This is a genomic window from Micromonospora sp. CA-246542 (assembly GCF_050942905.1).
GTDB lineage: Bacteria > Actinomycetota > Actinomycetes > Mycobacteriales > Micromonosporaceae > Micromonospora.
This window is the reverse complement of sequence record NZ_CP192040.1, coordinates 173,638-196,837: the sequence shown is the minus strand read 5'-3', so window position 1 is coordinate 196,837 and position 23,200 is coordinate 173,638. Positions and strand designations below refer to the sequence as shown.

Annotated in this window: 21 protein-coding genes and 2 pseudogenes; 11 read left to right on the top strand and 12 right to left on the bottom strand. The window is 72.9% G+C overall.

Annotated elements, in window-relative coordinates; translation table 11 throughout:
* Positions 1-3 precede the first annotated feature (3 nt).
* Genes purL through purS form a run of 3 tightly spaced genes read right to left on the bottom strand, consistent with a single transcriptional unit; the run spans position 4 to position 3,708 of the window.
* Positions 4-2,709, bottom strand: a complete 2,706-nt coding sequence (purL, locus tag ACQP0N_RS00945) for a phosphoribosylformylglycinamidine synthase subunit PurL (protein ID WP_433116796.1) — start codon at positions 2,707-2,709, stop codon at positions 4-6.
* Between the two features lie 55 nt (positions 2,710-2,764).
* On the bottom strand, positions 2,765-3,448 hold the full coding sequence (gene purQ / locus ACQP0N_RS00940; RefSeq protein ID WP_355048413.1) for a phosphoribosylformylglycinamidine synthase subunit PurQ: 684 nt from the start codon (positions 3,446-3,448) through the stop codon (positions 2,765-2,767).
* Positions 3,445-3,708: a phosphoribosylformylglycinamidine synthase subunit PurS gene (purS, locus tag ACQP0N_RS00935; RefSeq protein ID WP_007454310.1), complete on the bottom strand. Its 264-nt coding sequence runs from the start codon at positions 3,706-3,708 to the stop codon at positions 3,445-3,447. The genes purQ and purS overlap by 4 nt, the downstream gene beginning before the upstream one ends.
* 356 nt (positions 3,709-4,064) lie before the next feature.
* On the opposite strand from purS, the gene ACQP0N_RS00930 reads away from it, so the two are divergent.
* Positions 4,065-4,748 carry a S1 family peptidase gene (locus ACQP0N_RS00930; RefSeq protein WP_355245595.1) on the top strand — a complete coding sequence of 228 codons (684 nt, stop codon included), beginning with the start codon at positions 4,065-4,067 and terminating at the stop codon, positions 4,746-4,748.
* Between the two features lie 23 nt (positions 4,749-4,771).
* Positions 4,772-5,335 (top strand): YbjQ family protein, encoded by a 564-nt coding sequence (locus tag ACQP0N_RS00925; protein WP_355048415.1) that lies wholly within the window; start codon positions 4,772-4,774, stop codon positions 5,333-5,335.
* Between the two features lie 163 nt (positions 5,336-5,498).
* Here ACQP0N_RS00925 and purB read toward each other — a convergent pair whose 3' ends face one another.
* The 6 genes and pseudogenes from purB to ACQP0N_RS00895 form a co-directional block, all read right to left on the bottom strand.
* Positions 5,499-6,923, bottom strand: a complete 1,425-nt coding sequence (gene purB, locus ACQP0N_RS00920) for an adenylosuccinate lyase (RefSeq protein ID WP_433116793.1) — start codon at positions 6,921-6,923, stop codon at positions 5,499-5,501.
* 74 nt (positions 6,924-6,997) lie between these two features.
* A complete protein-coding gene (locus tag ACQP0N_RS00915) occupies positions 6,998-7,342 on the bottom strand; it encodes a hypothetical protein (RefSeq protein ID WP_433116791.1) in 345 nt (114 codons plus the stop codon).
* Positions 7,300-9,354, bottom strand: coding sequence for a hypothetical protein (locus tag ACQP0N_RS00910; RefSeq protein WP_433116789.1), 2,055 nt, complete (start codon positions 9,352-9,354; stop codon positions 7,300-7,302). Before ACQP0N_RS00910 ends, ACQP0N_RS00915 begins: the two co-directional genes overlap by 43 nt.
* 28 nt (positions 9,355-9,382) lie before the next feature.
* Positions 9,383-10,381 (bottom strand): glycosyltransferase family 2 protein, encoded by a 999-nt coding sequence (locus ACQP0N_RS00905; RefSeq protein ID WP_433116787.1) that lies wholly within the window; start codon positions 10,379-10,381, stop codon positions 9,383-9,385.
* Between the two features lie 405 nt (positions 10,382-10,786).
* Positions 10,787-10,930, bottom strand: a pseudogene (locus ACQP0N_RS00900) (AsnC family transcriptional regulator); the annotation flags it as partial.
* A gap of 15 nt (positions 10,931-10,945) precedes the next feature.
* On the bottom strand, positions 10,946-12,238 hold the full coding sequence (locus ACQP0N_RS00895) for an acetyl-CoA C-acetyltransferase (protein WP_355048422.1): 1,293 nt from the start codon (positions 12,236-12,238) through the stop codon (positions 10,946-10,948).
* 55 nt (positions 12,239-12,293) lie between these two features.
* Between ACQP0N_RS00895 and ACQP0N_RS00890 the strand changes: the two genes are divergently transcribed.
* From ACQP0N_RS00890 to ACQP0N_RS00860, 7 genes and pseudogenes are all read left to right on the top strand, one after another.
* The gene (locus ACQP0N_RS00890) at positions 12,294-13,640 is read left to right on the top strand and encodes a 3-oxoacyl-ACP reductase (RefSeq protein ID WP_433116785.1); all 1,347 of its coding nucleotides are present in this window, start codon (positions 12,294-12,296) and stop codon (positions 13,638-13,640) included.
* Positions 13,640-14,689, top strand: coding sequence for a MaoC/PaaZ C-terminal domain-containing protein (locus ACQP0N_RS00885; protein ID WP_433116783.1), 1,050 nt, complete (start codon positions 13,640-13,642; stop codon positions 14,687-14,689). Before ACQP0N_RS00890 ends, ACQP0N_RS00885 begins: the two co-directional genes overlap by 1 nt.
* An 88-nt stretch (positions 14,690-14,777) precedes the next feature.
* Positions 14,778-15,533, top strand: a complete 756-nt coding sequence (locus ACQP0N_RS00880) for an NUDIX hydrolase (protein WP_433116781.1) — start codon at positions 14,778-14,780, stop codon at positions 15,531-15,533.
* Positions 15,530-16,495, top strand: a complete 966-nt coding sequence (locus tag ACQP0N_RS00875) for a serine/threonine protein kinase (protein ID WP_433116779.1) — start codon at positions 15,530-15,532, stop codon at positions 16,493-16,495. The genes ACQP0N_RS00880 and ACQP0N_RS00875 overlap by 4 nt, the downstream gene beginning before the upstream one ends.
* A gap of 10 nt (positions 16,496-16,505) precedes the next feature.
* Positions 16,506-17,465: a hypothetical protein gene (locus tag ACQP0N_RS00870; RefSeq protein WP_433116777.1), complete on the top strand. Its 960-nt coding sequence runs from the start codon at positions 16,506-16,508 to the stop codon at positions 17,463-17,465.
* A pseudogene (locus ACQP0N_RS00865) lies at positions 17,462-18,723 on the top strand (adenylosuccinate synthetase). Before ACQP0N_RS00870 ends, ACQP0N_RS00865 begins: the two are co-directional and overlap by 4 nt.
* 56 nt (positions 18,724-18,779) lie before the next feature.
* On the top strand, positions 18,780-19,400 hold the full coding sequence (locus ACQP0N_RS00860) for a DedA family protein (RefSeq protein ID WP_355048429.1): 621 nt from the start codon (positions 18,780-18,782) through the stop codon (positions 19,398-19,400).
* Positions 19,401-19,421: 21 nt separating this feature from the next.
* Here ACQP0N_RS00860 and ACQP0N_RS00855 read toward each other — a convergent pair whose 3' ends face one another.
* Positions 19,422-20,063: a response regulator gene (locus ACQP0N_RS00855; RefSeq protein WP_433116775.1), complete on the bottom strand. Its 642-nt coding sequence runs from the start codon at positions 20,061-20,063 to the stop codon at positions 19,422-19,424.
* On the bottom strand, positions 20,060-21,241 hold the full coding sequence (locus tag ACQP0N_RS00850; RefSeq protein ID WP_433116773.1) for a sensor histidine kinase: 1,182 nt from the start codon (positions 21,239-21,241) through the stop codon (positions 20,060-20,062). The genes ACQP0N_RS00855 and ACQP0N_RS00850 overlap by 4 nt, the downstream gene beginning before the upstream one ends.
* 170 nt (positions 21,242-21,411) lie before the next feature.
* Here ACQP0N_RS00850 and ACQP0N_RS00845 point away from each other — a divergent pair, with 170 nt between their 5' ends.
* Complete coding sequence (locus ACQP0N_RS00845; RefSeq protein ID WP_433116771.1) at positions 21,412-22,065, top strand: DedA family protein; 654 nt, start codon at positions 21,412-21,414, stop codon at positions 22,063-22,065.
* On the opposite strand, the gene ACQP0N_RS00840 is transcribed toward ACQP0N_RS00845, so the two are convergent.
* A complete protein-coding gene (locus ACQP0N_RS00840; protein WP_355048432.1) occupies positions 22,040-22,678 on the bottom strand; it encodes a TetR/AcrR family transcriptional regulator in 639 nt (212 codons plus the stop codon). The two genes, ACQP0N_RS00845 and ACQP0N_RS00840, sit on opposite strands and share 26 nt — an antisense overlap.
* A gap of 68 nt (positions 22,679-22,746) precedes the next feature.
* Here ACQP0N_RS00840 and ACQP0N_RS00835 point away from each other — a divergent pair, with 68 nt between their 5' ends.
* Positions 22,747-23,199, top strand: coding sequence for an SCP2 sterol-binding domain-containing protein (locus ACQP0N_RS00835; RefSeq protein WP_355048433.1), 453 nt, complete (start codon positions 22,747-22,749; stop codon positions 23,197-23,199).
* Position 23,200: the final 1 nt, after the last annotated feature.

Here is a 23,200-nt window from a genome sequence, read left to right as displayed (position 1 = left end):
GCCTCAGCGCTCGTCAGGCGACGGCTCGGTGACACCGGAACCAGACTCGGACGGCTGCTCCGACCCGATCGGGTCGACAGCCCCGGTCTGCGGGGACGGGCCGGCCGAGGCGATCGGCTCGGAGAGCACCTCCGACGCGTCCACCGGCTCGGCCGGGGCGGCCGGCAGCGGCACGGCCTCGACCGCGCCCGCCACACCGGCGGCCGGGGCGGGCACCTCGGCAACGGCGGGCTCCACGGTCGCGGCAGCGGCCGGCTCGGACGCCTCGACGGCGGCGGTGCCACCGAAGAGGCGCGGAAGCGTCTCGGTGTGCGCGGCCCGCAGCTCGTCCAGGCCGATCCGGAACTGCCCGTGCACCTCGAGCGCCCCGCCGGACGGGTCGGTGACACCGATCAGCTCGAACGGCACGCCCCGCTCGGCGCAGAGCGCCGCGAACGCCTTGTCGTGGCCACGCGGCACCGACACCAGCGCCCGCGTCGCGGACTCGCTGAACAGGTAGACGAAGGGCATCGAGCCCTCGGCGAACTGCTCCGGCACGGCGATCCGGGCGCCGACGCCACGCCGCAGGCAGGACTCGACCAGGCTCTGGGCGAGACCACCGTCGGACAGGTCGTGCGCCGAGCTGAGGTGGCCCACCCGGGCCGCCTCGGCCAGCAGGTCGGCCAGCGCCTTCTCACGGAGAAGGTCGACCTGCGGCGGGATGCCACCGAGGTGCTCGTGCGTCACCCAGGCCCACTCCGAGCCGGACAGCTCGACGTTGGTCTCACCGAGCAGGTAGAGCTGGTCGTGGTCGCCACCGGGACGCGGGACGAAGCCCATCGGCACCCGGTCGGCCACGTTGTCCAGCACGCCCAGCACCCCGACCACCGGGGTCGGGTGGATGGCCGCCGCGCCGGTCTGGTTGTAGAAACTGACGTTGCCGCCGGTCACCGGGATGCCCAGCTCCAGGCAGCCGTCCGCCAGGCCGCGCACGGCCTCGGCGAACTGCCACATCACGCCCGGGTCCTCCGGCGAGCCGAAGTTGAGGCAGTTGGTGACGGCGATCGGCTTCGCGCCGGTCACCGCCACGTTCCGGTAAGCCTCGGCGAGGGCCAGCTTGGTGCCCTGGTACGGGTCGAGCCGGGCGTACCGGCCATTGCCGTCGACCGACAGCGCCACGCCGAGCCCGGTCTGCTCGTCGATCCGGATCACGCCGCCGTCCTCCGGCTGGGCGAGCACGGTGTTGCCCAGCACGTAACGGTCGTACTGCTCGGTGACCCAGGTCTTGTCGGCCAGGTTCGGCGACGCGATCATGCGCAGCACGGTCTCCCGCAGCGCGTCCGGGTCGGCCGGGCGGGGCAGCGTCTCGGCGCGGTCGGCCTGGAGCAGGATCAGGTCGGCCGGCTCACGCATCGGTCGGGCGTACACCGGGCCGTCGTCCACCAGCGAACCCGGCGGCACGTCGACGACCAGGTGGTCCCGCCAGGTGATCAGCAGGCGACCGGGGCGGCCGTCCGGCTCCGGAGCGGTGACCTCACCGATCGCGGTGCCCAGCACGCCCCACTTCTCGCAGGTCTTGAGCACCGCGTCGAGCTTGTCCGGCTCGACAACCAGCAGCATCCGCTCCTGGGACTCGCTGGCCAGGATCTCGTGCGGGTCCATCGAGGGCTCCCGCAGCGGCACCCGCTCCAGCCAGACCCGCATGCCGGTGCCGGCAGCGGCGGCGGTCTCGGTGAGCGCGCAGGTCAGGCCGGCACCACCGAGGTCCTGGATGCCGACGACGAGCTGGCCGTCGTACAGCTCCAGGCACGCCTCGATCAGCAGCTTCTCGGTGAACGGGTCGCCGACCTGCACGGCCGGGCGCCGGGCCTCGCTGCCCTCGTCGAAGGTGGCGCTGGCCAGCACCGACACGCCGCCGATGCCGTCCCGGCCGGTCTTCGCGCCCATCAGCACGACCACGTTGCCGGGGCCGGCGGCGGCCTTGTTCTGCAGGCGGTCGACCGGCAGTACGCCCAGGCAGAGCGCGTTGAGCAGCGGGTTGCCCTGGTAGGACGGGTCGAAGACCAGCTCGCCGCCGATGTTGGGCAGGCCGAGGCAGTTGCCGTAGCCGCCGACACCGGCGACCACGCCGGTGAGCACCCGGGCGGTGTCCGGGTGATCCGCCGCGCCGAAGCGCAGCGGGTCCATGACCGCGATCGGGCGGGCACCCATGGCGAGGATGTCCCGGACGATGCCGCCGACACCCGTCGCCGCGCCCTGGTACGGCTCGACGAAGCTCGGGTGGTTGTGCGACTCGACCTTGAAGGTCACCGCCAGCTTGTCGGAGACCTGCACGACACCGGCGTTCTCACCGATGCCGGCGAGCAGACGGTCGCTCTGCGGGGCCTTCTCACCGAACTGACGCAGGTGCACCTTGCTCGACTTGTAGGAGCAGTGCTCGCTCCACATGATCGAGTACATCGCCAGCTCGGACTGGGTGGGCCGACGGCCGAGGATCTGCCGGATCCGGTCGTACTCGTCGTCGCGCAGGCCCAGCTCGGTGTACGGCTGAAGCTCGCCCGGGGTGCCACCGGCACGCGGCACGGTGTCCACGCCGTCGGTCCAGTCGGCGCTCGCCGGCTGCGCGGGAGCGGCCGCCGGGGCGGTGGGCTGCGCCAGCGGCTCGGTCGGCTGCGCCGGGGCGGAGTACGCCTCCGGAGTGTCCCGTACCGGGTCCGGATGGGTGGTCATGACCTCTCCTCGCTGCGCTCGTACCCGCCGGGCCGGCGGTTGAGCTGACCGATGCTCACGCTGGGGTCCCCACCAGGTGCTTGAGGACCGAGGTGAAGAACCCGAGACCGTCCAGCGAGGGGCCGGTGAGCGCCTCCACCGCGTGCTCCGGGTGCGGCATGATGCCGACCACGTTGCCGGCGGCGTTGGTGATCGCGGCGATGTCGCGCTGCGACCCGTTCGGGTTACCGCCGACGTAGCGGGCGACGACCCGGCCCTCGGCTTCGAGCTGGTCCAGCGTCGCGGTGTCGGCGACGTAGCAGCCCTCGCCGTTCTTGACCGGGATCAGCACCTCCTGGCCGGCCTGGAACGCGTTGGTCCACGCGGTGCCGGCCGACTCGATGCGCAGCACCTGGTCCCGGTTGCGGAAGTGCAGGTGCTGGTTGCGGGTGAGCGCGCCCGGCAGCAGGTGCGCCTCGCAGAGGATCTGGAAGCCGTTGCAGATGCCGAGCACCGGCAGACCGCCCTGGGCGGCGTCCACGATCGTCTCCATCACCGGGGCGAACCGGGCGATGGCCCCGCAGCGCAGGTAGTCGCCGTAGGAGAACCCGCCGGGCAGGACGACGGCGTCCACCCCGTGCAGGTTCTCGTCGCCGTGCCAGAGCCGGACCGGCTCGGCGCCGGCGATCCGGACGGCGCGGGCCGCGTCCCCGTCATCGAGCGAGCCGGGGAACGTGACCACACCGACCCGGGCGGTCACGAGCGGGCGTCCGCGGTCTCGTCGGTCTCGACCAGGCGGACGGTGAAGTCCTCGATGACCGGGTTGGCGAGCAGCTTGTCGGCGATTTCCCGGGCCCGGTCCAGGTCCGGTTCACCGGTGAAGTCGATCTCGATCCGCCTGCCGATCCGGACTGAGGCGACGTCGCTGACGCCGAGCCGGGGCAGCGCGTTTGCGACGGCCTGGCCCTGCGGATCGAGGATCTCGGGCTTGAGCATGACGTCGACGACGACGCGAGGCACTGGGCACTCCTGACTGTGTACGCAGTTGGGTGCCTACCCACAACGGGCGAGCGCAGCCAGCCTACCTGGCAGATTCCGCTGCGGACGCACCGGCCGGGCGCAGTCCAGGCAGTGATCCACATAACGGGCGGCAAGGGGGCCCGGCAGCGCGGGACAGGCCGCCTCACCAGGGGATATACAGCGCGCGGGGTAGCCGAATCGTTACATTGGACGATCTCGATCGGCTTCTTGAAAACGATGCTCGCCGGCCCTACAGTACATCGACATGGCTCGATGCCAGCGGCGATGGGGACCTCCCGTCGTCGCCCCCGGGCACCCGGCGACCCCGGGCCCCACCCGCCCCAAGGAGTCCACCGATGCGCGTTCGTCCCCTGCTCGCCCTGATCAGCACGGCGCTGGTCGGCGCCCTCGCCGCCGCGTCCGGCGCGTCCGCTGCCCCGGCCGGCCCCCAGCCCATCATCGGCGGCGGCACCGTGTCGTCCGCCCCCTGGGCCGCCGCCGTACTGAGCAACGGCTCGTTCACCTGCTCGGGCAGCGTGATCGCCGCGCAGTGGGTGCTCACCGCCCGGCACTGCATCAGCGGCACGATGTCCGTCCGGGTCGGCAGCGTCTACCGCGCCTCGGGTGGGGTCACCCGCACCGTCAGCGCCACCTACACCCGTAACGACCTGGCCCTCATGCGCCTCTCCAGTACCGTGAGCACCTCGACGGTCTCCCTGGCGAGCAGCAACCCGCCGGTCGGCTCGACCAACTCGATCTACGGGTGGGGCATGACCTGCTACAGCGGCTGCTCCGCGTCCAGCCAGCTCAAGACCGCCACCGTCCAGGTGACCAGCACCAACGTCACCGACGCGTACGGCGGCCAGGCCATCCGCAGCACCCGGATCAACGGCAACGCCTGGCGGGGCGACTCGGGCGGCCCGCAGTTCTACAACGGCCAGCAGGTCGGCGTCGCCTCCACGGCCGACGGCTACAACATCCAGAACTACGGCAGCGTCGCGTACAACCGGGCCTGGATCACCTCGGTGGCCGGTGTCTGACGGTTAGCGCCCGCGGGGCGCGGATGGTCGGCCGCGCGCCGGCCGTCCGCGCCGCGCCGTTTTGCAGCATCCGATCAGGTGAACACGGCACCCGATCGGGTCGCGCAACTCCTGACAGCATCGGAAACGTGCTGGTCGTGACGACAGAGCAACTGCCCGGCTACGAGATCCGCCAGATTCTCGGTGAGGTGGTGTCATCGATGGCCAGGACGCGCAACCCGTACCGCGAGGGGGTCAAGAACCTGCGCGGTGGCGCGTACGACCCGATGGCGCCGGACAATCTGACCCGGTGGCGTACCGACTCGGTGACCCGCCTCGGCGAGGAGGCCCTGCGGCTCGGCGCGAACGCCGTGATCGGCATGCGCTTCGACAGCCGGGACTGCGGCGAGATGTGGATGGAGATCTGCGCGTACGGCACGGCAGTCGTCGCCGTACCGACGATGCCCGAGGTCATGCCGCCGGACCAGCCGGCGGTGGCGGCGGACACCGCCACCGACCCCGCCTTCGCCGAGTCCCTCGGCGGCATCGCCGAACCAGCAAGCGCCCCAACCCTGCGAACAGCCGCCGAAACCCCCACCGGCGACTGACCGCCCGAAACCCTCCACCTCCACCTCCACCTCCACCTCCACCTCCACCTCGGGTGATCAAGAGGTTTGCGTCACCAGGGAGATCAAAGTTGACGCAAACCTCTTGATCACCGGGCCAGAAGGGGGCACGGGGAGAGGGGTCGGGAGGGGTCCCGGGGGGGGGTTAGAGGATGGGGGGTGGGGTGTAGGTGGCGGCGTTGGGGTGGGTTTCCACCACCTTGGTGATTCTGCGGGTTACCGACTCCACCTGGGACTTTGCCGCTCCTACGAAGGCGGTGCGGTCGGCTACCAGGGTGTCGATGTCGGCTCGGGACAGGCCGAGGCGGCCGTCGGCGGCCAGGCGGTCGAAGAGGTCGTTCTCCGGGGCGCCCTTCTCGCGCATGGCCAGCGCCACCGCGACCGCGTGCTCCTTGATCACCTCGTGGGCGACCTCCCGGCCGACGCCCCGCCGGACCGCCGCCACCAGGATCTTGGTGGTGGCCAGGAACGGCAGGAAGCGCTCCAGCTCCCGGTTGATCACCGCCGGGTACGCGCCGAACTCGTCCAGCACGGTGAGGAACGTCTGGAACAGCCCGTCGGCGGCGAAGAACGCGTCCGGCAACGCCACCCGACGGACCACCGAGCAGGACACGTCCCCCTCGTTCCACTGGTCGCCGGCCAGCTCGCCGACCATCGACAGGTAACCCCGGATGATGACCGCGAAGCCGTTCACGCGCTCCGACGAACGGGTGTTCATCTTGTGCGGCATCGCGCTGGAACCGACCTGACCCGGCTTGAAGCCCTCGGTGACCAGCTCCTGGCCGACCATCAGCCGGATCGTGGTGGCCAGCGACGACGGCGCGGCGGCGGTCTGCGCCAACGCGGCCAGCACGTCGAAGTCCAACGAGCGCGGGTAGACCTGCCCGACGCTGTCCAGCACCCGCGAGAAGCCCAGGTGCTCGGCGACCCGTCGCTCCAGCTCGGCCACCTTGTCGGCGTCGCCGTCGAAGAGGTCGAGCTGGTCGGCGGCCGTGCCCACCGGGCCCTTGATGCCGCGCAGCGGGTAGCGGGCGATCAGCTCCTCCAGCCGGTCGTACGCGATGAGCAACTCCTCCGCCGCCGACGCGAAGCGCTTGCCCAGCGTGGTGGCCTGCGCCGCCACATTGTGCGAGCGGCCGGTCATGACCAGCTCGGAGTGCTCGTACGCGAGCCACGCCAGCCGGGCCAGGGTCGCCACCACCCGGTCCCGGATCAGCTCCAGCGAGGCACGCACCTGAAGCTGCTCGACGTTCTCGGTGAGGTCCCGCGAGGTCATCCCCTTGTGCACGTGCTCGTGCCCGGCCAGCGCGCTGAACTCCTCGATGCGGGCCTTCACGTCGTGCCGGGTGACCCGCTCCCGCTCGGCGATCGACGCGAGGTCGACCTGGTCGAGCACCCGCTCGTACGCCTCGACCACGCCGTCCGGGACCGCCACGCCCAGGTCACGCTGTGCGCGGAGCACGGCGAGCCACAGCCGCCGTTCCATCCGGACCTTCTCCTCGGGCGACCAGAGGGCGACCAACTCGGGCGAGGCGTACCGGTTGGCGAGCACGTTCGGGATCGTCGTCACGTACCTCATTGTCCGTCACCCGCCCGAGCCGGCCGGGACCGGGCCGGCTCGGGCGGGAGTCCGCCCGCCCCAGGTCAGGGCAGCTCGTAGATGATCACCGGGCCGGAGACCAGGCGGATCGGGGCCAGCTCGGCCAGGGCCGGCGACACGCGGGCCGCCCGGGTGTCGGCGAACAGCCACCGGACGCCGTACTCCCGGCGCAGCCGGTCCAGATCCTCCGCCACGGGCGCGCTGAACACCCGCTCGTTGAGCGCGAACAGTGCCGCGTCGGGTGGGTCCTGCCGGGCGTACCCCAGTCCGTAGCGACCGTGCGTGGCGAGCGCCGCGTCGGTGTAACCCCAGCTCTCCACCACGGCCCGGTGCCCGCCCAGCCCGGTCACCCAGAACGCGCGGGCGTCGCAGTGCCGCGTCGTCCGCACCGGTCGGCAGTGCACGTTGGTGGCGACGACGTCGGCGGCGGCGGCGTGCGCGTCGAGCCAGAGGGCGGCCCGCGCCTCCGCTCGGGTGAGCACGTAGCGCGTGTCGCTCGGCGTGGGCGGCACGCCGGCCACCGTGGACCGGGTGTCGCGCAGCCGCAGCGCCGCCGACACCGTCCCCTGGACGCCGACCGCGATGCTGGCCGCGAGGATCGCCGCGGTGGCCGCCGCCACCGCCGCCGCCCACCACCGACCGCCGTCCCGGTGACGCAGCAGGACAAGGACCAGGACACCGAGTACGCCCGCGAGCAGCACCAGCGCCGCGAACCGTCCCGCCGACGCCGCCAACGCCCCCACCAGCCGCGCAGCGACGCGGCCGGGTTGCCGGCCTTCGGAACGGCCAGGGCGACCGCGACGCCGGCCAGCGCTCCGACGGCCAGCACCGGCCAGCGGGGGCGCGTGGCCGCGAGCAGGTGACCGGAGAGCAGCACTCCGATCGGCAGCACCGCCAGCCAGAAGTAGACCTGACTGGCCGACGGGTGGTGGAACACCCAGGTGGCGCCCACTCCGGCGAGAACGGTGCCGCTGAGCAGCCAGGTCGCCGGGTCGGCGCGGTGCCGCCGGGAGAACAGCAGCAGCGTGCCGGCCAGCCGGGGCGCCTGCATCAGCAGCCACCAGCCGAGGATGCCGCCGGCGAAGAGCCCGGCCGGCCAGCCACCGGCGGCCAGCCCGGGTGGCGCGAGACCGCCCGCCCGGGTGCCGTCGCTGCCGCCGAAGGTCTGCCCGTACGGCAGCATGAAGCGCAGCAGCCCGAACACCTGCACCCGCAGCGTTCCCGCGCCACCACCGGCGAAGAGCCGGTAGCCCACGGCCGTCGCCACCAGCAGGAGGGCCAGCGCCACGACGGTGGGCCACGGCACCCGACGCCGCCGCCACCCGGTCACCGCGGCGGTGATCAGCAGGCCGGCGAGCAGCGCCGGCAGCGCGCTGGACTTCGACCCGGCGCACGCCAGGCCGAACGCCGGCACCAGCGCCCAGCCGGGCCCGAGCGCCCGGCCGCGCACGGCGTCCAGGCAGAGCCCCACGAGCACGACGAAGAGCGCCAGCACGTACGTCTGCGACGGGCTGGCCACGGACAGGACGCCGGCCGCGTCGGTCAACGCCGAGCCGAGCGCCACCGGGAGCCCGAGGTACGTCACGGCGGCGACGACCGGCCCGGTCCACCAGACCCGGCTCAGGTCCCGGGCCACCCCGGCGCTGACCAGCACGGCCGTGGCCGCCACCGGCACCAGCCACAGGCGCAGGAGCACCAGCGCGGGCGAACTGCCGGTGATCATGCTGGCGCTGGCCATGTGCGCGTCGGAGAGGTAGTGGTAGCGCAGCGGCTCCCCGGCCACGTGCGGCAGCACGAACGGCATGTCGCGGGTGAGTTCCTGCACCAGCGACAGGTGGTAGAAGAGGTCCGGATAGTAGGTGTGGTCGGCAGACGGTGGCACCGGGTTGCCCGGCCACTGCACGGCGGCCCAGGCCAGCACCAGCAGCAGCACCGCCGCCATCGCCACGTGCCAGGCCAGCGGCAGAGGGCTTCGCCGCTCGATCCGCCAGTGCCGACGCAGGCGCGGCACGGCGAGGAAGAGCAGCACCACGGGTGCCGCCCACCAGCGCAGCAGGTGCTGCTGGCCGGTGGCCGCCGCCAGGGCCCAGGCGGCGAGTTCCAGCACGAGACCGGTGGCGGCGCCGAACCCGAGGTCCTCGGGCAGGTTGCCCCGGCTGCCGCGCAACGCCCGGTGTACCAGCGTGCCGGGCAGCACGAGAGCGCCCGCCCAGTACGCGACGTAGCCGGCGATGTCGTGGACCCCGACGCCGACCCGCCACCACGCGACGGGCAGCAGGGCCAGGACGACCAGCCAGGGCAGCGCCGCCAGGGCACGGCCGGCGATCTGGCGGGACGGTCTGGCGGGAGCGTCCGGTGCCGGGGACGTCTCCCGGTCAGCCACGACGACGGGCTCAGTCACGGCGACCGGCTCAGTCACGGCGGCGCGCTCAGTCACGGCGGGTAGCGACGGTGGGCAGGTTGGTCAGGGCCTCCGCCGCGGTCTGCGCCGAGTCGAACCCGACGTGGAACGCGGGACGGTTCTGCACGGTGGCGTAGATGCGCCCCACGTACTCGCCGAGCAGGCCGAGGCAGACCAACTGCACCCCGCTGAGCAGCAGCACCGCGACGAACATCGACGTCCAGCCGGGAATGGTGGTGCCGGACACGTGCGCGACCATTCCGAACGCGATCAGCGCGAGGCACAGCAGGAAGCTCGACATCCCCAGCCAGGTGGCCAGGCGCAGCGGGGCGGCGGAGAAGTTCGCCGTGCTCTCCCAGGCCAGGGCGACCATCCGGCGCAGCGGGTACTTCGTCTCCCCGGCGGCCCGCGCCGCGCGGGTGTAGCGCACCTCGGCGCTCGGGAAGCCCAGCGACGGCACCAGCAGGCGGTAGACCGGCGCACGTTCCGGCAGCCGCCGCAGCACCTCGACGACGTCCCGGCTGAGCAGCCGGAAGTCACCGGCCTGGGCCGGCAGGTCGGCGCCCACGATCCGCCGCATCACCCAGTAATAGGCGCGGGCGGTGTTGCGCTTGAAGATGGTGTCGGTGCTGCGATCTGCCCGGACGCCGTAGACCACGTCCACACCGTCCGTCCGGGCCACCCGCAGCATCTCGGCGATGGCCTCGGGCGGGTCCTGGAGGTCGGCGTCGAGACTCACGATCCACCGGCCGACGGCCCGGTGCAGGCCCGCCGTCAACGCCGCCTGGTGACCGCTGTTGCGCCGCAGCCGGAGCACCCGCAACTGCGGCCAGTCCCGGCCGTGGTCGAAGAGCACCGACACGGTGTCATCGGCGCTGCCGTCGTCGACGGCGACCACCTCGTAGTCGACGCCGAGCGCGTCGAGCACCGGCCGCAGTCGGGCCACCAGGGCCGGAATGACAGCGGTCTCGTTGAACATCGGGATGACCACCGACAGGGTGGTCGTCCCGGGGACGACGGACTCCATGGAGATACGGCCCCGTTCCGCACGCAGGAGTGATCAGCGCCGCGTCGAGGACGCGGCAGCGATCACCGTCGCGTGGTAAACCCACCGCCTGCGGACGGCCTGCTGAACAGTCCGTTAACGCCTGCTGGCGGTCACCCCGGTAAGGGACGATCGAGCGCCCCACGCTCCAAAATGGCGGGCCACGCCCCCGCCGCTCGCCCCCGCCCGCCCCCGCGTGTCGATCATGGAGTTGTGGTGCCTCACAAAAGGTGCACTCAGGAACCATCTACCCACCACGACTCCATGATCGGCCCGGGCTGCGGCTGGACCCCCGCGATCTTGCACTTGCTGTCGCGGCACACGGGGGCATTCCTCGTATTTCGGCAACAGGAAGTGCAAGATCGGCGCGGATGGGCGCGGGTGGGGCGCAGGTGGCGACAGGTGCACCCGGCGGGACAGCTCGCTGAAGGAGAGCCGGGCGTCGGCCTGCAACTCGCGCAGCAGCGCCCAGTGACCGAGCACGGACGGGGCGCATGTCCCAATGCCTCTTGACAAGAGACATTGGGACATCGCGGCGGGGCTGGCTCAGCGCTCCAGGATCGCCGTCACGCCCTGGCCGCCGGCCGCGCAGATGGAGATCAGCCCGCGTCCGCTGCCCTTCTCCGCGAGCAGCTTGGCCAGCGTGGCGACGATCCGCCCTCCGGTGGCGGCGAACGGGTGCCCGGCGGCCAGCGACGATCCGTTGACGTTGAGCCGGTCGGTGTCGATCGCGCCCAGCGGGGCGTCCAGGCCGAGCCGGTCCTTGCAGAACTCCGGCGACTCCCAGGCGGCGAGGGTGGCCAGCACCTGCGAGGCGAACGCCTCGTGGATCTCGTAGTAGTCGAAATCCTGCAACGTGAGCCCGGCGCGGGCCAGCATCCGGGGCACCGCGTACGCGGGGGCCATCAGCAGCCCCTCGTCGCCGTGTACGAAGTCGACGGCCGCCGTCTCGGACCAGCTGAACCAGGCCAGCACCGGCAGGTTGTGCGCGGCAGCCCACTCCTCGCTGGCCAGCAGCACGGTGGACGCGCCGTCGGTGAGCGGCGACGAGTTACCGGCGGTCATGGTGGCCTGCTCGGCGTCCGGGCCGCGGGTGCCGAAGACCGGCTTGAGCGCGCCGAGCTTCTCCACGCTCGTGTCCGGGCGGAGGTTCTGATCGCGGGTCAGGCCCAGGTACGGCGTCATCAGGTCGTCGAAGAAGCCCTTGTCGTACGCGGCGGCGAGCCGCTGGTGCGAGCGCAGTGCCAGCTCGTCCTGGGAGCGCCGGTCGATCTGCCAGCGCAGCGCGGTCTGGGCGGCGTGGTCCCCCATGGACAGGCCGGTACGCGGTTCGGCGTTGCGGGGGATGTCCGGCTTGAACGGCTGGAGCGGGCGCAGCTTCGCGGCGATCTTCAGCCGCTGGCCGACCGTGCGGGCGGAGTTGAGTTTGAGCAGCGTACGGCGCATGTCCTCGTTGACCGCGAGGGGCGCGTCGGAGGTGGTGTCGACGCCGCCCGCGATGCCCACGTCGAGCTGACCGAGGGCGATCTTGTTGGCGACGAGGATCGCGGCCTCCAGGCCGGTGCCGCACGCCTGCTGGATGTCGTACGCCGGGGTGTGCGGGTCGAGCCGGGACCCGAGGACCACCTCGCGGGTGAGGTTGAAGTCGCGGGAGTGCTTGAGCACCGCTCCGGTGACCACCTCGCCGACCCGCTGCCCGGCCAGCCCGTACCGGGCGATCAGACCGTCCAGCGCCGCGCCGAGCAGGTCGGCGTTGGACGCGTCGGCGTAGCGGGAGTTGGAACGGGCGAAGGGGATGCGGTTGCCCCCGATGACCGCGACCCTCCGGATGCTCTGCACGATCCGCCTCCTCGCCAAGTGTTGCTCGAACCTTACTCGCCAGTAGGCTACGCCCATGACCGACAGGTACGCGAGCTTCGTCCAATCGGCCGCCGGCCGCACGCTGGTGAAGCGTCTCGGGCTGCCCGATCCGCCGCGACTGCGCCGGCACCAGACCGGCGACCCGCTGCTGACCGGCCCGGCGCTGCTCGGCGCGGCCGACGGCGGCCGACTCGCCGAGCCGGTCCGGACGATCCTGACCGCCGCCGGGGTCGAGCTGCGCGACACCGGCACGGCCGCTGCCGAGGACCGCTTCGGCGCTCTCGTGTACGACGCGACCGGCATCACCGACTCGACGCAACTGCGCCAGCTCTACGACTTCTTCCACCCGCACGCCCGCACCCTGCTGCCCAGCGGCCGGGTGATCGTGCTCGGCACCCCGCCCGGTGAGTGCCCGACCCCGCGCGAGGCGACCGCCCAGCGGGCCCTGGAAGGGCTGGTCCGCAGCATCGGCAAGGAGTTCGGCCGGGGCAGCACGGCCCAGCTCGTCCAGGTGGCTCGCGACGGTGACGCCACCAGCCTCGAAGCGACCCTCCGGTTCCTGCTGTCCGGCCGGTCCGCGTACGTCTCGGGGCAGGTCGTCCGGGTCGGCACCGGCACGGCGACCGCCCCGGCCGACTGGAACCGCCCGCTGGACGGGCAGGTCGTGCTGGTCACCGGGGCCGCCCGGGGAATCGGCGCGGCCCTGGCCCGGGTCCTCGCCCGCGACGGCGCCCAGGTGGTCGCGTTGGACGTACCGGCGGCCGGCGACGCCCTCGCCGCCGTGGCGAACGACATCGGCGGTACGGCGCTCCAACTCGACCTGACCGCCCCGGACGCGCCGACCCGGCTCGCCGACTACCTGGCCAGCCGGCACGGGCGCGTCGACGCGGTGGTGCACAACGCCGGCATCACCCGCGACAAGACGCTCGGCCGGATGGACGCCGACCGGTGGGACCAGGTCATCGACGTCAACCTGTCCAGTCAGGAGCGGATCAACGACGTACTGCTGGAACGGGAGTTGATCCCGGCCGGCGGGCGGATCATCGGGGTGTCCTCGATCGCCGGGATCGCCGGCAACCGGGGTCAGACCAACTACGCCACCAGCAAGGCCGGCGTGATCGGCCTGGTCGACTCTCTCGCCCCGGCCCTGCGCGACCGGGGGATCAGCGTCAACGCCGTGGCGCCCGGCTTCATCGAGACCCGGCTGACCGCCCGCATCCCGCTGGTCGTCCGCGAGGCGGGCCGACGGATGAACAGCCTGGCCCAGGGCGGGCTGCCGGTGGACGTGGCCGAGACGATTGGCTGGTTGGCCTGGCCGGCCAGCGGCGCGATCAGCGGCAACGTGGTCCGGGTCTGCGGCCAGAGCCTGCTGGGGGCGTGATGGGCCGCAAGAGAGAGCCGGACGACCTGTCGGTCCACGAGCTGATCGAGGGCCCGACCGAGATCCTGTCGCGGGAGACCCTGGACGCGATCCGCCGGCCGGAGTCCACCGACGCCGACCCGAGCGTCGAGCAGACACACGACCTGAGCGCGTCGGCAACCGAGGTGACCACCGACCTGAGCGGCCACGGGCCGGCCGGCACGGGTGGCCGCGAGCTCGTCGAGCTGGCCCGGATGCCGGCCGCCGGGGCGCTCTACCGGCGGGCTGCGCTCGGCGCGCTGCCGGGCCTGGGCCGGGGGCGGAAGAGCAACGACCTGCCGGCGGTCGAGCTCGCCGTTCGCGGCGTGCGGGTCGACCGGGCCCACCTGGCCGACTACGACCGGGTGTGCGGGTTCCGGCTCACCGACCGGCTGCCCGGGACGTACCCGCACATCCTGGGCTTTCCGCTGGCCCTGCGGCTGATGACCACGCCCGGCTTCCCCATCGCGCTGACCGGCGTGGTGCACGTCGGCAACCGGATCACCATCCATCGCCCGATCACCGCCGACGAGACCCTCGACTTCACCACGTACGCCCAGGACCTGCGCCCGCACGACCGGGGGCGGCAGGTGGACGTGGTGCTGGTCGGCTCGGTCGACGGGGAGGAGGTCTGGCGCGGCGTCTCGACGTACCTGGGCCGCGAGCGCACACCCGGCGGCCGCGAGCGGGGCGAACGTCCGACACCGCCCACGGCCACCGCCCGGTGGCGGGTCGAGCCCCGGGTGGGCACCGAGTACGCGCGCGTCTCCGGGGACCACAACCCGATCCACACCTCCCGGCTCGGCGCGCGACTGTTCGGCTTCCGCCAACCGATCGCGCACGGCATGTGGAGCAAGGCGCGATGCCTGGCCGCGCTCGAGACGCGGCTGCCGGACGAATACACCGTCGAGGTGGCCTTCAAGCTGCCCGTACCGCTGCCGAGCACGGTGAACTTCGCCCTCCTGCCGGACGACGGGTTCGCCCTGCACGACTCGGGCGGCCGGCCGCACCTGGTGGGTCTCGTGCGCTGACGCGCCCCTGCCGATCCAAGGGGTTGGCAGGGGCACACGTCTGCGCTAAGTTGTTCTCACAGCGAGATGTTCTCAGATTGAGAGAGACATGGTTGACGAGCAGCAATTCCTGGCCGCGTACGACCCCCGGGACTACCCGGCGGTCGCCGTGACCGTCGACGTGGTGGCACTGACCATTCGCGACGGCCAACTGCACCTGCTGCTCATCCGGCGTGGCCAGGCACCCTTCGCGGGGCACTGGGCGCTGCCCGGCGGGTTCGTCCGCCCCGAGGAGGACCTGACCGCCGGCGCGCGACGGGAGCTGGCCGAGGAGACCGGGCTCGGCGGCGAGGAGCTGCGCCGCGTACACCTGGAGCAGTTGGGCAGTTACGGCGCTCCCGACCGCGACCCGCGGATGCGCGTCGTCTCGATCGCCCACCTCGCGTTCGCCCCCGACCTGCCGGACGCCGCCGCCGGCTCGGACGCCGACGAGGCGATCTGGCTGCCGGTCACGGCGCTGACCAGCCGGCAGCTCGCCTTCGACCACGGCCGGATCATCGACGACGCGCTGGAGCGGGCCCGGTCCAAGCTGGAGTACACCCCGCTCGCCACGCGCTTCCTCGCCGCCGAGTTCACCATCAGCGAGCTGCGGGCCGTCTACGAGACGGTCTGGGGTCACCCGCTGCACGCCGGCAACTTCCACCGCAAGGTGCTCTCCGTGCCGGGCTTCGTGGAGAGCACCGGCGCGAGCACCGAGCGCGGCGGTGCCCGGGGCGGCCCCCGCGCCCGGCTCTACCGGGCCGGCGACGCCCGGCTGCTGCACCCGGCGCTGCTGCGACCGGCCCGCGAGGAGACGGTGCGATGAGGACCGCCGAGGCCATCGACCTGGTCACGGCCGCCCGCACCGACGCCGAGCTGTTCGGCGCCGACCAGCCGGCCCGCCGCTACCGCGAGCTGGTCGCGGCCCTGCACCCCGACCGGCTGCCGACAGACCCGGGGGTACGCGCCGACGCCCTCGACGCGTTCGTCCACGTCACGACCCGGTGGCAGGCCCGGCGGACGACCGTCCTCGGCGACTACCGGCTCGGCACGCCGGCGCACTCGGGCGACCTGGCCGACCTGTACGACGTCGGCGACAACCGGCTGCTCAAGCTCCCCCGGCGGCCCACCGACAACGACCTGATGGCGCGTGAGGCACACGCCCTGCACACCATCGCCGAGCGCGGCGACCCGCGCTACCTGCCGTACGTGCCCCGGCTCGTCGACGAATTCGCGCACCGCGACACCGCGACCGGCGCGGAACGCCGGATCAACGTGCTCGCCACCGCGCCCGGCCTGCACGACCTCGACGCGGTGCGGCGCGCGTACCCCGACGGGTTGGACGCCCGGGACGCGGCCTGGATGTGGCGGCGGCTGCTGGTGGCGCTCGGCCTGGCCCACCGCGCGGGCATCGTGCACGGAGCGGTGCTGCCGCGACACGTGCTGATCGAACCGGACGCCCACGGCGTGGTGCTCGTCGACTGGTGCTTCTCGGCCCCGGCCGGCAGCAGGGTCCCGGCGCTGGTGCCGGACCACGAGGACTGGTACCCGCAGGAGGTCCTGCGCAGGCGGCCCTGCGGTCCGGGCACCGACCTCGCGATGGCCAGCGGATGCATGAGCTGGCTGATGGGACCGCGCGTGCCTCGTGAGCTGGACGCCTTCGCGCAGGGCTGCCGGCAGACCTCCCTGCGCGGCCGGCCCGACGACGCCTGGGTCCTGCTGCGCGAACTCGACCAGGTGCTGGACCGGCTCTACGGCCCACGCACCTTCCGACCCTTCACCCTCTAGAGGAGCTGTCATGGGCAGTGGAACCTGGTCCACCGACGTGTACGACGCCGCCGACCGCTACCGGCGCTCCACCGGCCGCAGCGCGTTCTCCTACAGCGACAGCGGGGCACGGACCGTGCACCCCGCGCTCGACCCCCGCGACGCGACCCGGGAGAGCCGCGACTCCGCCGAACACCCCCACTCGACGCCCGTCGCGGTGCTCTTCGACGTGACCGGCTCGATGCGCATGGTGCCGCGTGTCCTGCAGACCAAGCTGCCGCAACTGCTCGGGCTGCTGCAACGGCAGGGCTACGCCAGCGACCCGCAGATCATGTTCGGCGCGATCGGCGACGCCACCTGCGACCGGGTGCCGTTGCAGGTGGGCCAGTTCGAGTCGGACAACCGGATGGACGACGACCTCGGCCGGATCGTCCTCGAAGGTGGTGGCGGCGGGCAGATGAGCGAGTCGTACGAGTTGGCCCTGTACTTCATGGCCCGGCACACCGTCACCGACAACTGGGAGAAGCGCGGCCGGCGCGGCTACCTGTTCGTCATCGGCGACGAACTGGCGTACCAGCGGGTCAAGGCGCGGGAGGTGGCCGGGCTGATCGGTGACGACCTCGGCGAGGACGTGGCGCTGCGCCAGATCGTCGACGAGGTGACCCGGCGGTGGGACACCTACTACCTGCTCCCCGCCGGCAGCAGCTACGCCGGCAACACGAAGGTGCTCGACTTCTGGCGGGACCTGCTCGGGCAGAACGCCGTCGTGCTCGACGACCTGGACGCGGTCTGCGAGACCATCGCGGTCACCATCGGCCTCGGTGAGCAGGCCATCGACCTGGACGAGGGCCTGCGCCACCTGGACCGCGCCGGCTCCGGTGCCACCGGGACGGTCTCCAAGGCGCTGGCCCGCCTCGGCCGGGGTCGGCGGGCCGAGGTGTCGACGCTGCCGGCGTTCCGCGACACCACCACCGGGGTGAGGAGGCTGTGAGACACGTGGCGGTGGTCGACCTCGGGTACGGCGACGCGGGCAAGGGCACCGTCGTGGACTGGCTCTGCGCCACCCGCCCGGTGCACACGGTGGTCCGCTTCAACGGGGGCGCGCAGGCGGCACACAACGTCGTCCTGCGCGATGGGCGGCACCACACGTTCGCCCAGTTCGGGGCCGGTACGTTCCACCCCGGCGTCGGGACGCACCTCTCCCGGCACGTGGTGGTGGACCCGCTGGCCCTGGCCGCCGAGGCCGACCATCTCGCCACGGTCGGGGTGCCCGACGCGCTGGACCGGCTGACCGTCGACTCCGAGGCGCTGCTCGCCACCCCGTACCACCGGGCCGCCAACCGGGCCCGCGAGATCGCCCGGGGCGCCGACCGGCACGGCTCCTGCGGGCTGGGGGTGGGCGAGACCGTCGCGTACGGCCTCGCCCACCCGGACGACGCGCCCCGGGTCGGCGACTGCCGGCATCCCGCCCTGCTGCGCCGCCGGTTGACGATTCTGCGGGACCGGCTGACCGCCGAACTCGGCCCGCTGGACGCGCCGCCGGTCGACGACTGCCTGCCCGCGTACACCGGGTTCGCGGAGCGGGTCGCCATCGTCGACCGGACCTGGCTCGCCGGGGCGCTGCGCTCGGGGACCTGCGTCTTCGAGGGCGCGCAGGGCGCGCTGCTCGACGAGTGGCACGGCTTCCACCCGTACACGACGTGGAGCACCACCACGTTCACCAACGCCGACCGTCTGCTCGCCGAGGCGGGACAGGCGGGCGAGCTGACCCGGATCGGCGTGCTGCGGACCGTCACCACCCGGCACGGTCCCGGCCCGCTGGTGACCGAGGACCCGGCACTGCCCTTCGTCGACCGGCACAACCCGACGAACCCGTGGCAGGGTCGGTTCCGGTTCGGCCACTTCGACGCCGTCGCCCACCGGTACGCCCTCGCGGCGGCCGGCGGGGTCGACGGCCTCGCGCTGACCCACCTCGACCTCGCCGGCCCCGACCTGCGGATCTGCCGCCGCTACGACACCGGCGACCGGCTCACCCCGGCCCGCCCGGCGACCTGGACCGGCAGGCCGCGCTCACCGACCGGCTGCTGCGGTCCCGCCCGGTGTACGACGAGGCTCCGGCCGACTGGGCCGGGGCGGTGGGCGCGGAGTTGGCCACGCCGGTGGTGCTGACCTCGCACGGGCCCACCGCCGACGACAAGATCCCGTGCGGTCCGCTGCTCAACCGCCCGGCACTGATCGGCACGCGCTGAGGGCGTCTTCCGGCGACTCGGCCACCGGGCCGGTCGTACCCGGCGAGCATGGGGGGATGGACGCCCTGCTCGACCTCCTCCGTGGGACGGTCACCTCGCCATGGGTGTACCTGGTGATCTTCGGCCTCACCGCGGTCGACGCGTTCTTTCCGGCGGTGCCCGGCGAGGCCGCCGTGATCACCGCCGGGGTGCTGTCCGCCAGCGGCGGTCACCCCAGCCTGACCCTCGTGATCGTCAGCGCCGGCGTGGGCGCGCTGGTCGGCGACCACATCTCGTACGCCATCGGGCGCGGCGGCGGTGCGAGCCGGCTGGCCCGGCTGCCCGACGGCAGCCGTCGGCGGGCCAGCTCCGACTGGGCCCGCCGCGCGGTGGACCGCCGGGGCGGAATGATCCTGACCACCAGCCGGTACGTCCCGGGCGGCCGGACCGCCGTCACCCTCACCATGGGCGCGGTGGGCTACTCCCGCCGCGCGTTCCTGCTCTACGACAGCATCGGGGCGTTCACCTGGGCCGTGTACTGCGGCCTGCTCGGATACTTCGGCGGGCTGGCCTTCGAGCGGGATCCGGTGAAGGGCGTACTGGTCGGGGTGGGGGTCTCCCTCGTCATCACCTTCGGCCTGGAGGGGATCCGGTGGCTGCGCCGCCAGGCACACCGGCGCGCGGCCTCCCGCCGGTGATCGCCGCCCGTCCTCCGGACGTCACAGCAGGTCGGCGTCGTGCACCAGGATCGCCAACCGCACTCGATTGCCCACGTGCAGTTTCGCCAGCGCCCGGCTGACATGCGCCTTCACGGTGGCCTCGCTCATCGTCAGCCGCCTGGCGATCTCCGCGTTGCCGTGCCCGCGTGCCACCTCCCGCACGATCTCCAGCTCCCGTCCGGTGAGCGCGGCGAGCCGTTCGCGAGCCGCGTCCCGACGGGCCGGCCCTCGCTCGGCGAACGAGCTGATCAGCCGCCGGGTCACCGTCGGGGCCAGCATCGCGTGCCCGGCGGCCACCGTACGGACGGCGGCGGCCAACTCGTGGGGCGGAGTGTCCTTGAGCAGGAAGCCGACCGCACCGGCACGCAGCGCCCCGTGCACGTACTCGTCGAGGTCGAAGGTGGTCAGCATGATCACCTTCGGGCCGGCGGCGACCATCTCCGGCGCGACGGTCAGCCCGTCCACGCCCGGCATCCGCACGTCGAGCAGCACCACGTCGGGGCGTAACCGGTGGGCCTGCTCCAGCGCGCCGGCCCCGTTCGCCGCCTCGCCGACCACGGTGATGTCCTTCGCCGCCTCGAGGATCAGCCGCAGCCCGGTGCGGACGAGCTGCTCGTCGTCGACGACCAGCACCCGGATCACGCCACACCCACCAGCGGGAGCAGGGCCCGGACCAGGAAACCGCCGTCGACGGGCGTCGCGTCCAGCCGCCCGCCGAGCAGTTCCACCCGCTCCCGCAGCCCGAGCAGGCCCTGCCCGGCACCGGGCAGCTCCGGCCCGCCCGCCGACGGACCGTTGCGCACGACGACCTCCAGCCCGTCGGGGAGGAAGCGCAGGCGAACGACCGTTTCCGCGTCGGCCGCGTGCTTGCGCACGTTCGTCAACGCCTCGCGGACGACCCGGTACGCGGTGCGCCCCAACGTCGCGGGTAGTGCGGTCGGCGCGCCCTCGTCCTCCCGGGACACCCGCAGACCGGCGGCACGGGACTCCCCGATCAGCTCGTCCAGCGCGTCGAGCCCTCGCTCCGGCAACACCGCTGCCTCGGCCTGTCGGAGGACACCCAGCACCTCACGCAGGTCGGTGAGCGCCGCCCGGCCGGTCGTCCTGATGAGCGCGGCGGTCTCGACGGTCGCCGGGTTCGCGGCGGTCACCTCCAGGGCCCCGGCGTGCACGACCATGAGCGAGACCCGGTGCGCCACCACGTCGTGCATCTCCCGCGCGATCCGGGTCCGCTCCTCGGCGCGGACCCGGTCGGCGTGGGCCTCCCGCTCGCGCTCCAGCCGTTCGGCCCGGTCCCGCAGAGCGGCGAGAGTGTCCCGACGCGCACGGATCCAGAGGCCGAAGAGCAACGGGAGCCCGACCAGGCAGACGGCGAGCAGAAGCACGTTGCCGGTGGTGGCGGTGGTGATCCGGCGTACGCCGCCCACCTGCTGCCCGACGACGACCCCACCGCCGAGCACCACGGCGACGCCGACGAGGTAGCCGGCGAGTCGGCGGCCCCGCAGCCGCACCCCCGCCTGGTACGAGGCGACCACCCCGGCCGCCGCGGCCGCGAGCACCAGCCAACCGACCGCCGCGACCAGGAACAACGGCCAGCGACGGGTACGGACGGCGCCGCTGGCCCAGCCGGAGGCGACGGCGAGGACCAGCGTGACGACGCCCGGCAGGGGCGAGCGGACCCCGAGGTCACCCGCGGCGCTGGCCCACACCGCTCCCCCGACCACGACCGCGAGCAGCAGCGAGGCGTACCGCCGGACGGCGAGCCGCACCGGGGCGTACCGCTGGAGGGCCCGCCGGACGGTGACGGTGGTGGATGCCACGCAGCGAGCGTAGGGCTTGGTGGACGGGCCGGCCCGCCTCACGGCACAGGACGGGGGTGCGGTGGGGGAACACCCTGAGTCGTCGTCCGGGCCGACAGCTACCTAAGTAGTGTCGCCCGCCTGACCACTGGCCGATGGCGGGGGCCGCCCCGGACAGCAGCATCAGGATCATGGATCTGCTCGACCTGCTGCACGACACGATGTCCTCGCCCTGGGTGTACCTGGCGCTCTTCGCGATCGCGGTGCTCGACGGCTTCTTTCCGGTGGTGCCGAGCGAGACGGCGGTGATCACGGCCGGGGTGTTCGCCGCCTCGGGAACGCCGTACCTGCCCGCGGTCATCCTGGTGGCCGCCGCCGGGGCGCTCGTCGGCGACCACGTCTCGTACGCCATCGGGCGGGGCGGCGGAGCGCGACTGCTCGGCCGGCTGCCGCCCGACGGCCGACGCGCAAGGGCCATCGACCGGGCCCGTCGGGGCATCGCGACGCGCGGTGGTCTGATCCTCACCGTGGCCCGCTACGTACCGGGCGGCCGGACCGCAGTCACCCTCACCATGGGTGCGGTGCGGTTCCCCCGGCGACGTTTCCTGGCCTTCGACGCGCTCGCCGCCGGCTCGTGGGGGCTCTACTCGGCGCTCGTCGGCTACGTCGGCGGGCTGGCGTTCGAGCAGGACCCTCTCCGGGGTCTCCTGCTCGGTCTGGGCCTGGCCCTGACGGTGACGGTGGTGGTCGAGGTGGCCCGCTGGCTGCGCAACCGCCGCCGTGCGACGCCGGACACCGAGGCTTTCTCCGCCGAGGCCGTCAGTCGACCGGCGGACGCCAGGTGACGCCGTGCAGAAGCTGGGCGGCGCCGAGCCAGGCCACGTTCATCATCCGGGTGGCCGTCTTCTCCGGGTCGGCCTCCGGGTGGTCGGCGAGCCAGTCGGCCAGCGACTCGGTCGCGCCGACCAGGGCGTACGCGACGACCTCCAGGTCGGTGGGCGCGATCTCGCGACCCTCCTCGCGCAGCGCGTGGTCGAGCATCCCGGCGACCACCTCGACCAGCCGGGCGCGCATGGTGGCCAGTTCACCGGCGAACGGCTGTTCGCCGCGGGCCTGCCGGTAGAGCACCGCCCAGCCGTCGCGGTGTGCGCCCACGAAGCCGAAGAACGCCTTCAGCCCACGCCACAGCCGCTCGTCGGCCGGCAGGTCGGGGGCGGCGGCACCGGCGATGGCCTGCATCATCCGGGTCCCCTCCCGGTGCAGGCAGGCGACGAAGAGCTCCTCCTTGGTGCCGAGGTACGCGTACACCATGGGTTTGGAGATGCCGGCGTCCTCCGCGATCTCGTCCATGCTGGCGGCGTGGAAGCCGCGCCGGGAGAAGACCTTCACGGCCGCGTCGAGCATCTGTTGCTCGCGTACGGCGCGCGGCAGGCGCTTGAACGCGGGAGGCGTGGACACCTTGCGAGCATACCTACTCGTGCGTAGGGTTACGCACGAGTAGCCAAATCTTCCGGAAGGCGCGTCTCATGACTGACTTCGACCCGGCCAACTTCGCCAACGTCGGGCCCAAGGAGTTCGCCCAGCTGGTCAAGTCCACCCCGGACGACAAGATCGCCCAGGTGATGGCCGGCGAGCTGCGCGGCAAGGTCCTCGGTGAGGTGTTCGGCCGGATGCCGTCGCTGTTCCGCGCGGACCGGGCCGGCTCCACCAACGCGGTCATCCACTGGATCATCACCGGTCGCCCGGACGGCGGCAGCGACACCTACGAGGTGGCCATCGCCGACGGCAAGTGCGAGGTGAACGAGACCCCGCAGCACGACCCGAAGCTCAGCCTCACCATGGGCCCGGTCGAGTTCCTGAAGATCGTCTCCGGCGGCGCCAACCCGGTCATGATGTTCATGACCGGCAAGCTGAAGGCGAAGGGCGACCTCGGCCTCGCCGCCAACATCGCCAACCTGTTCGACATCCCCAAGGCCTGAC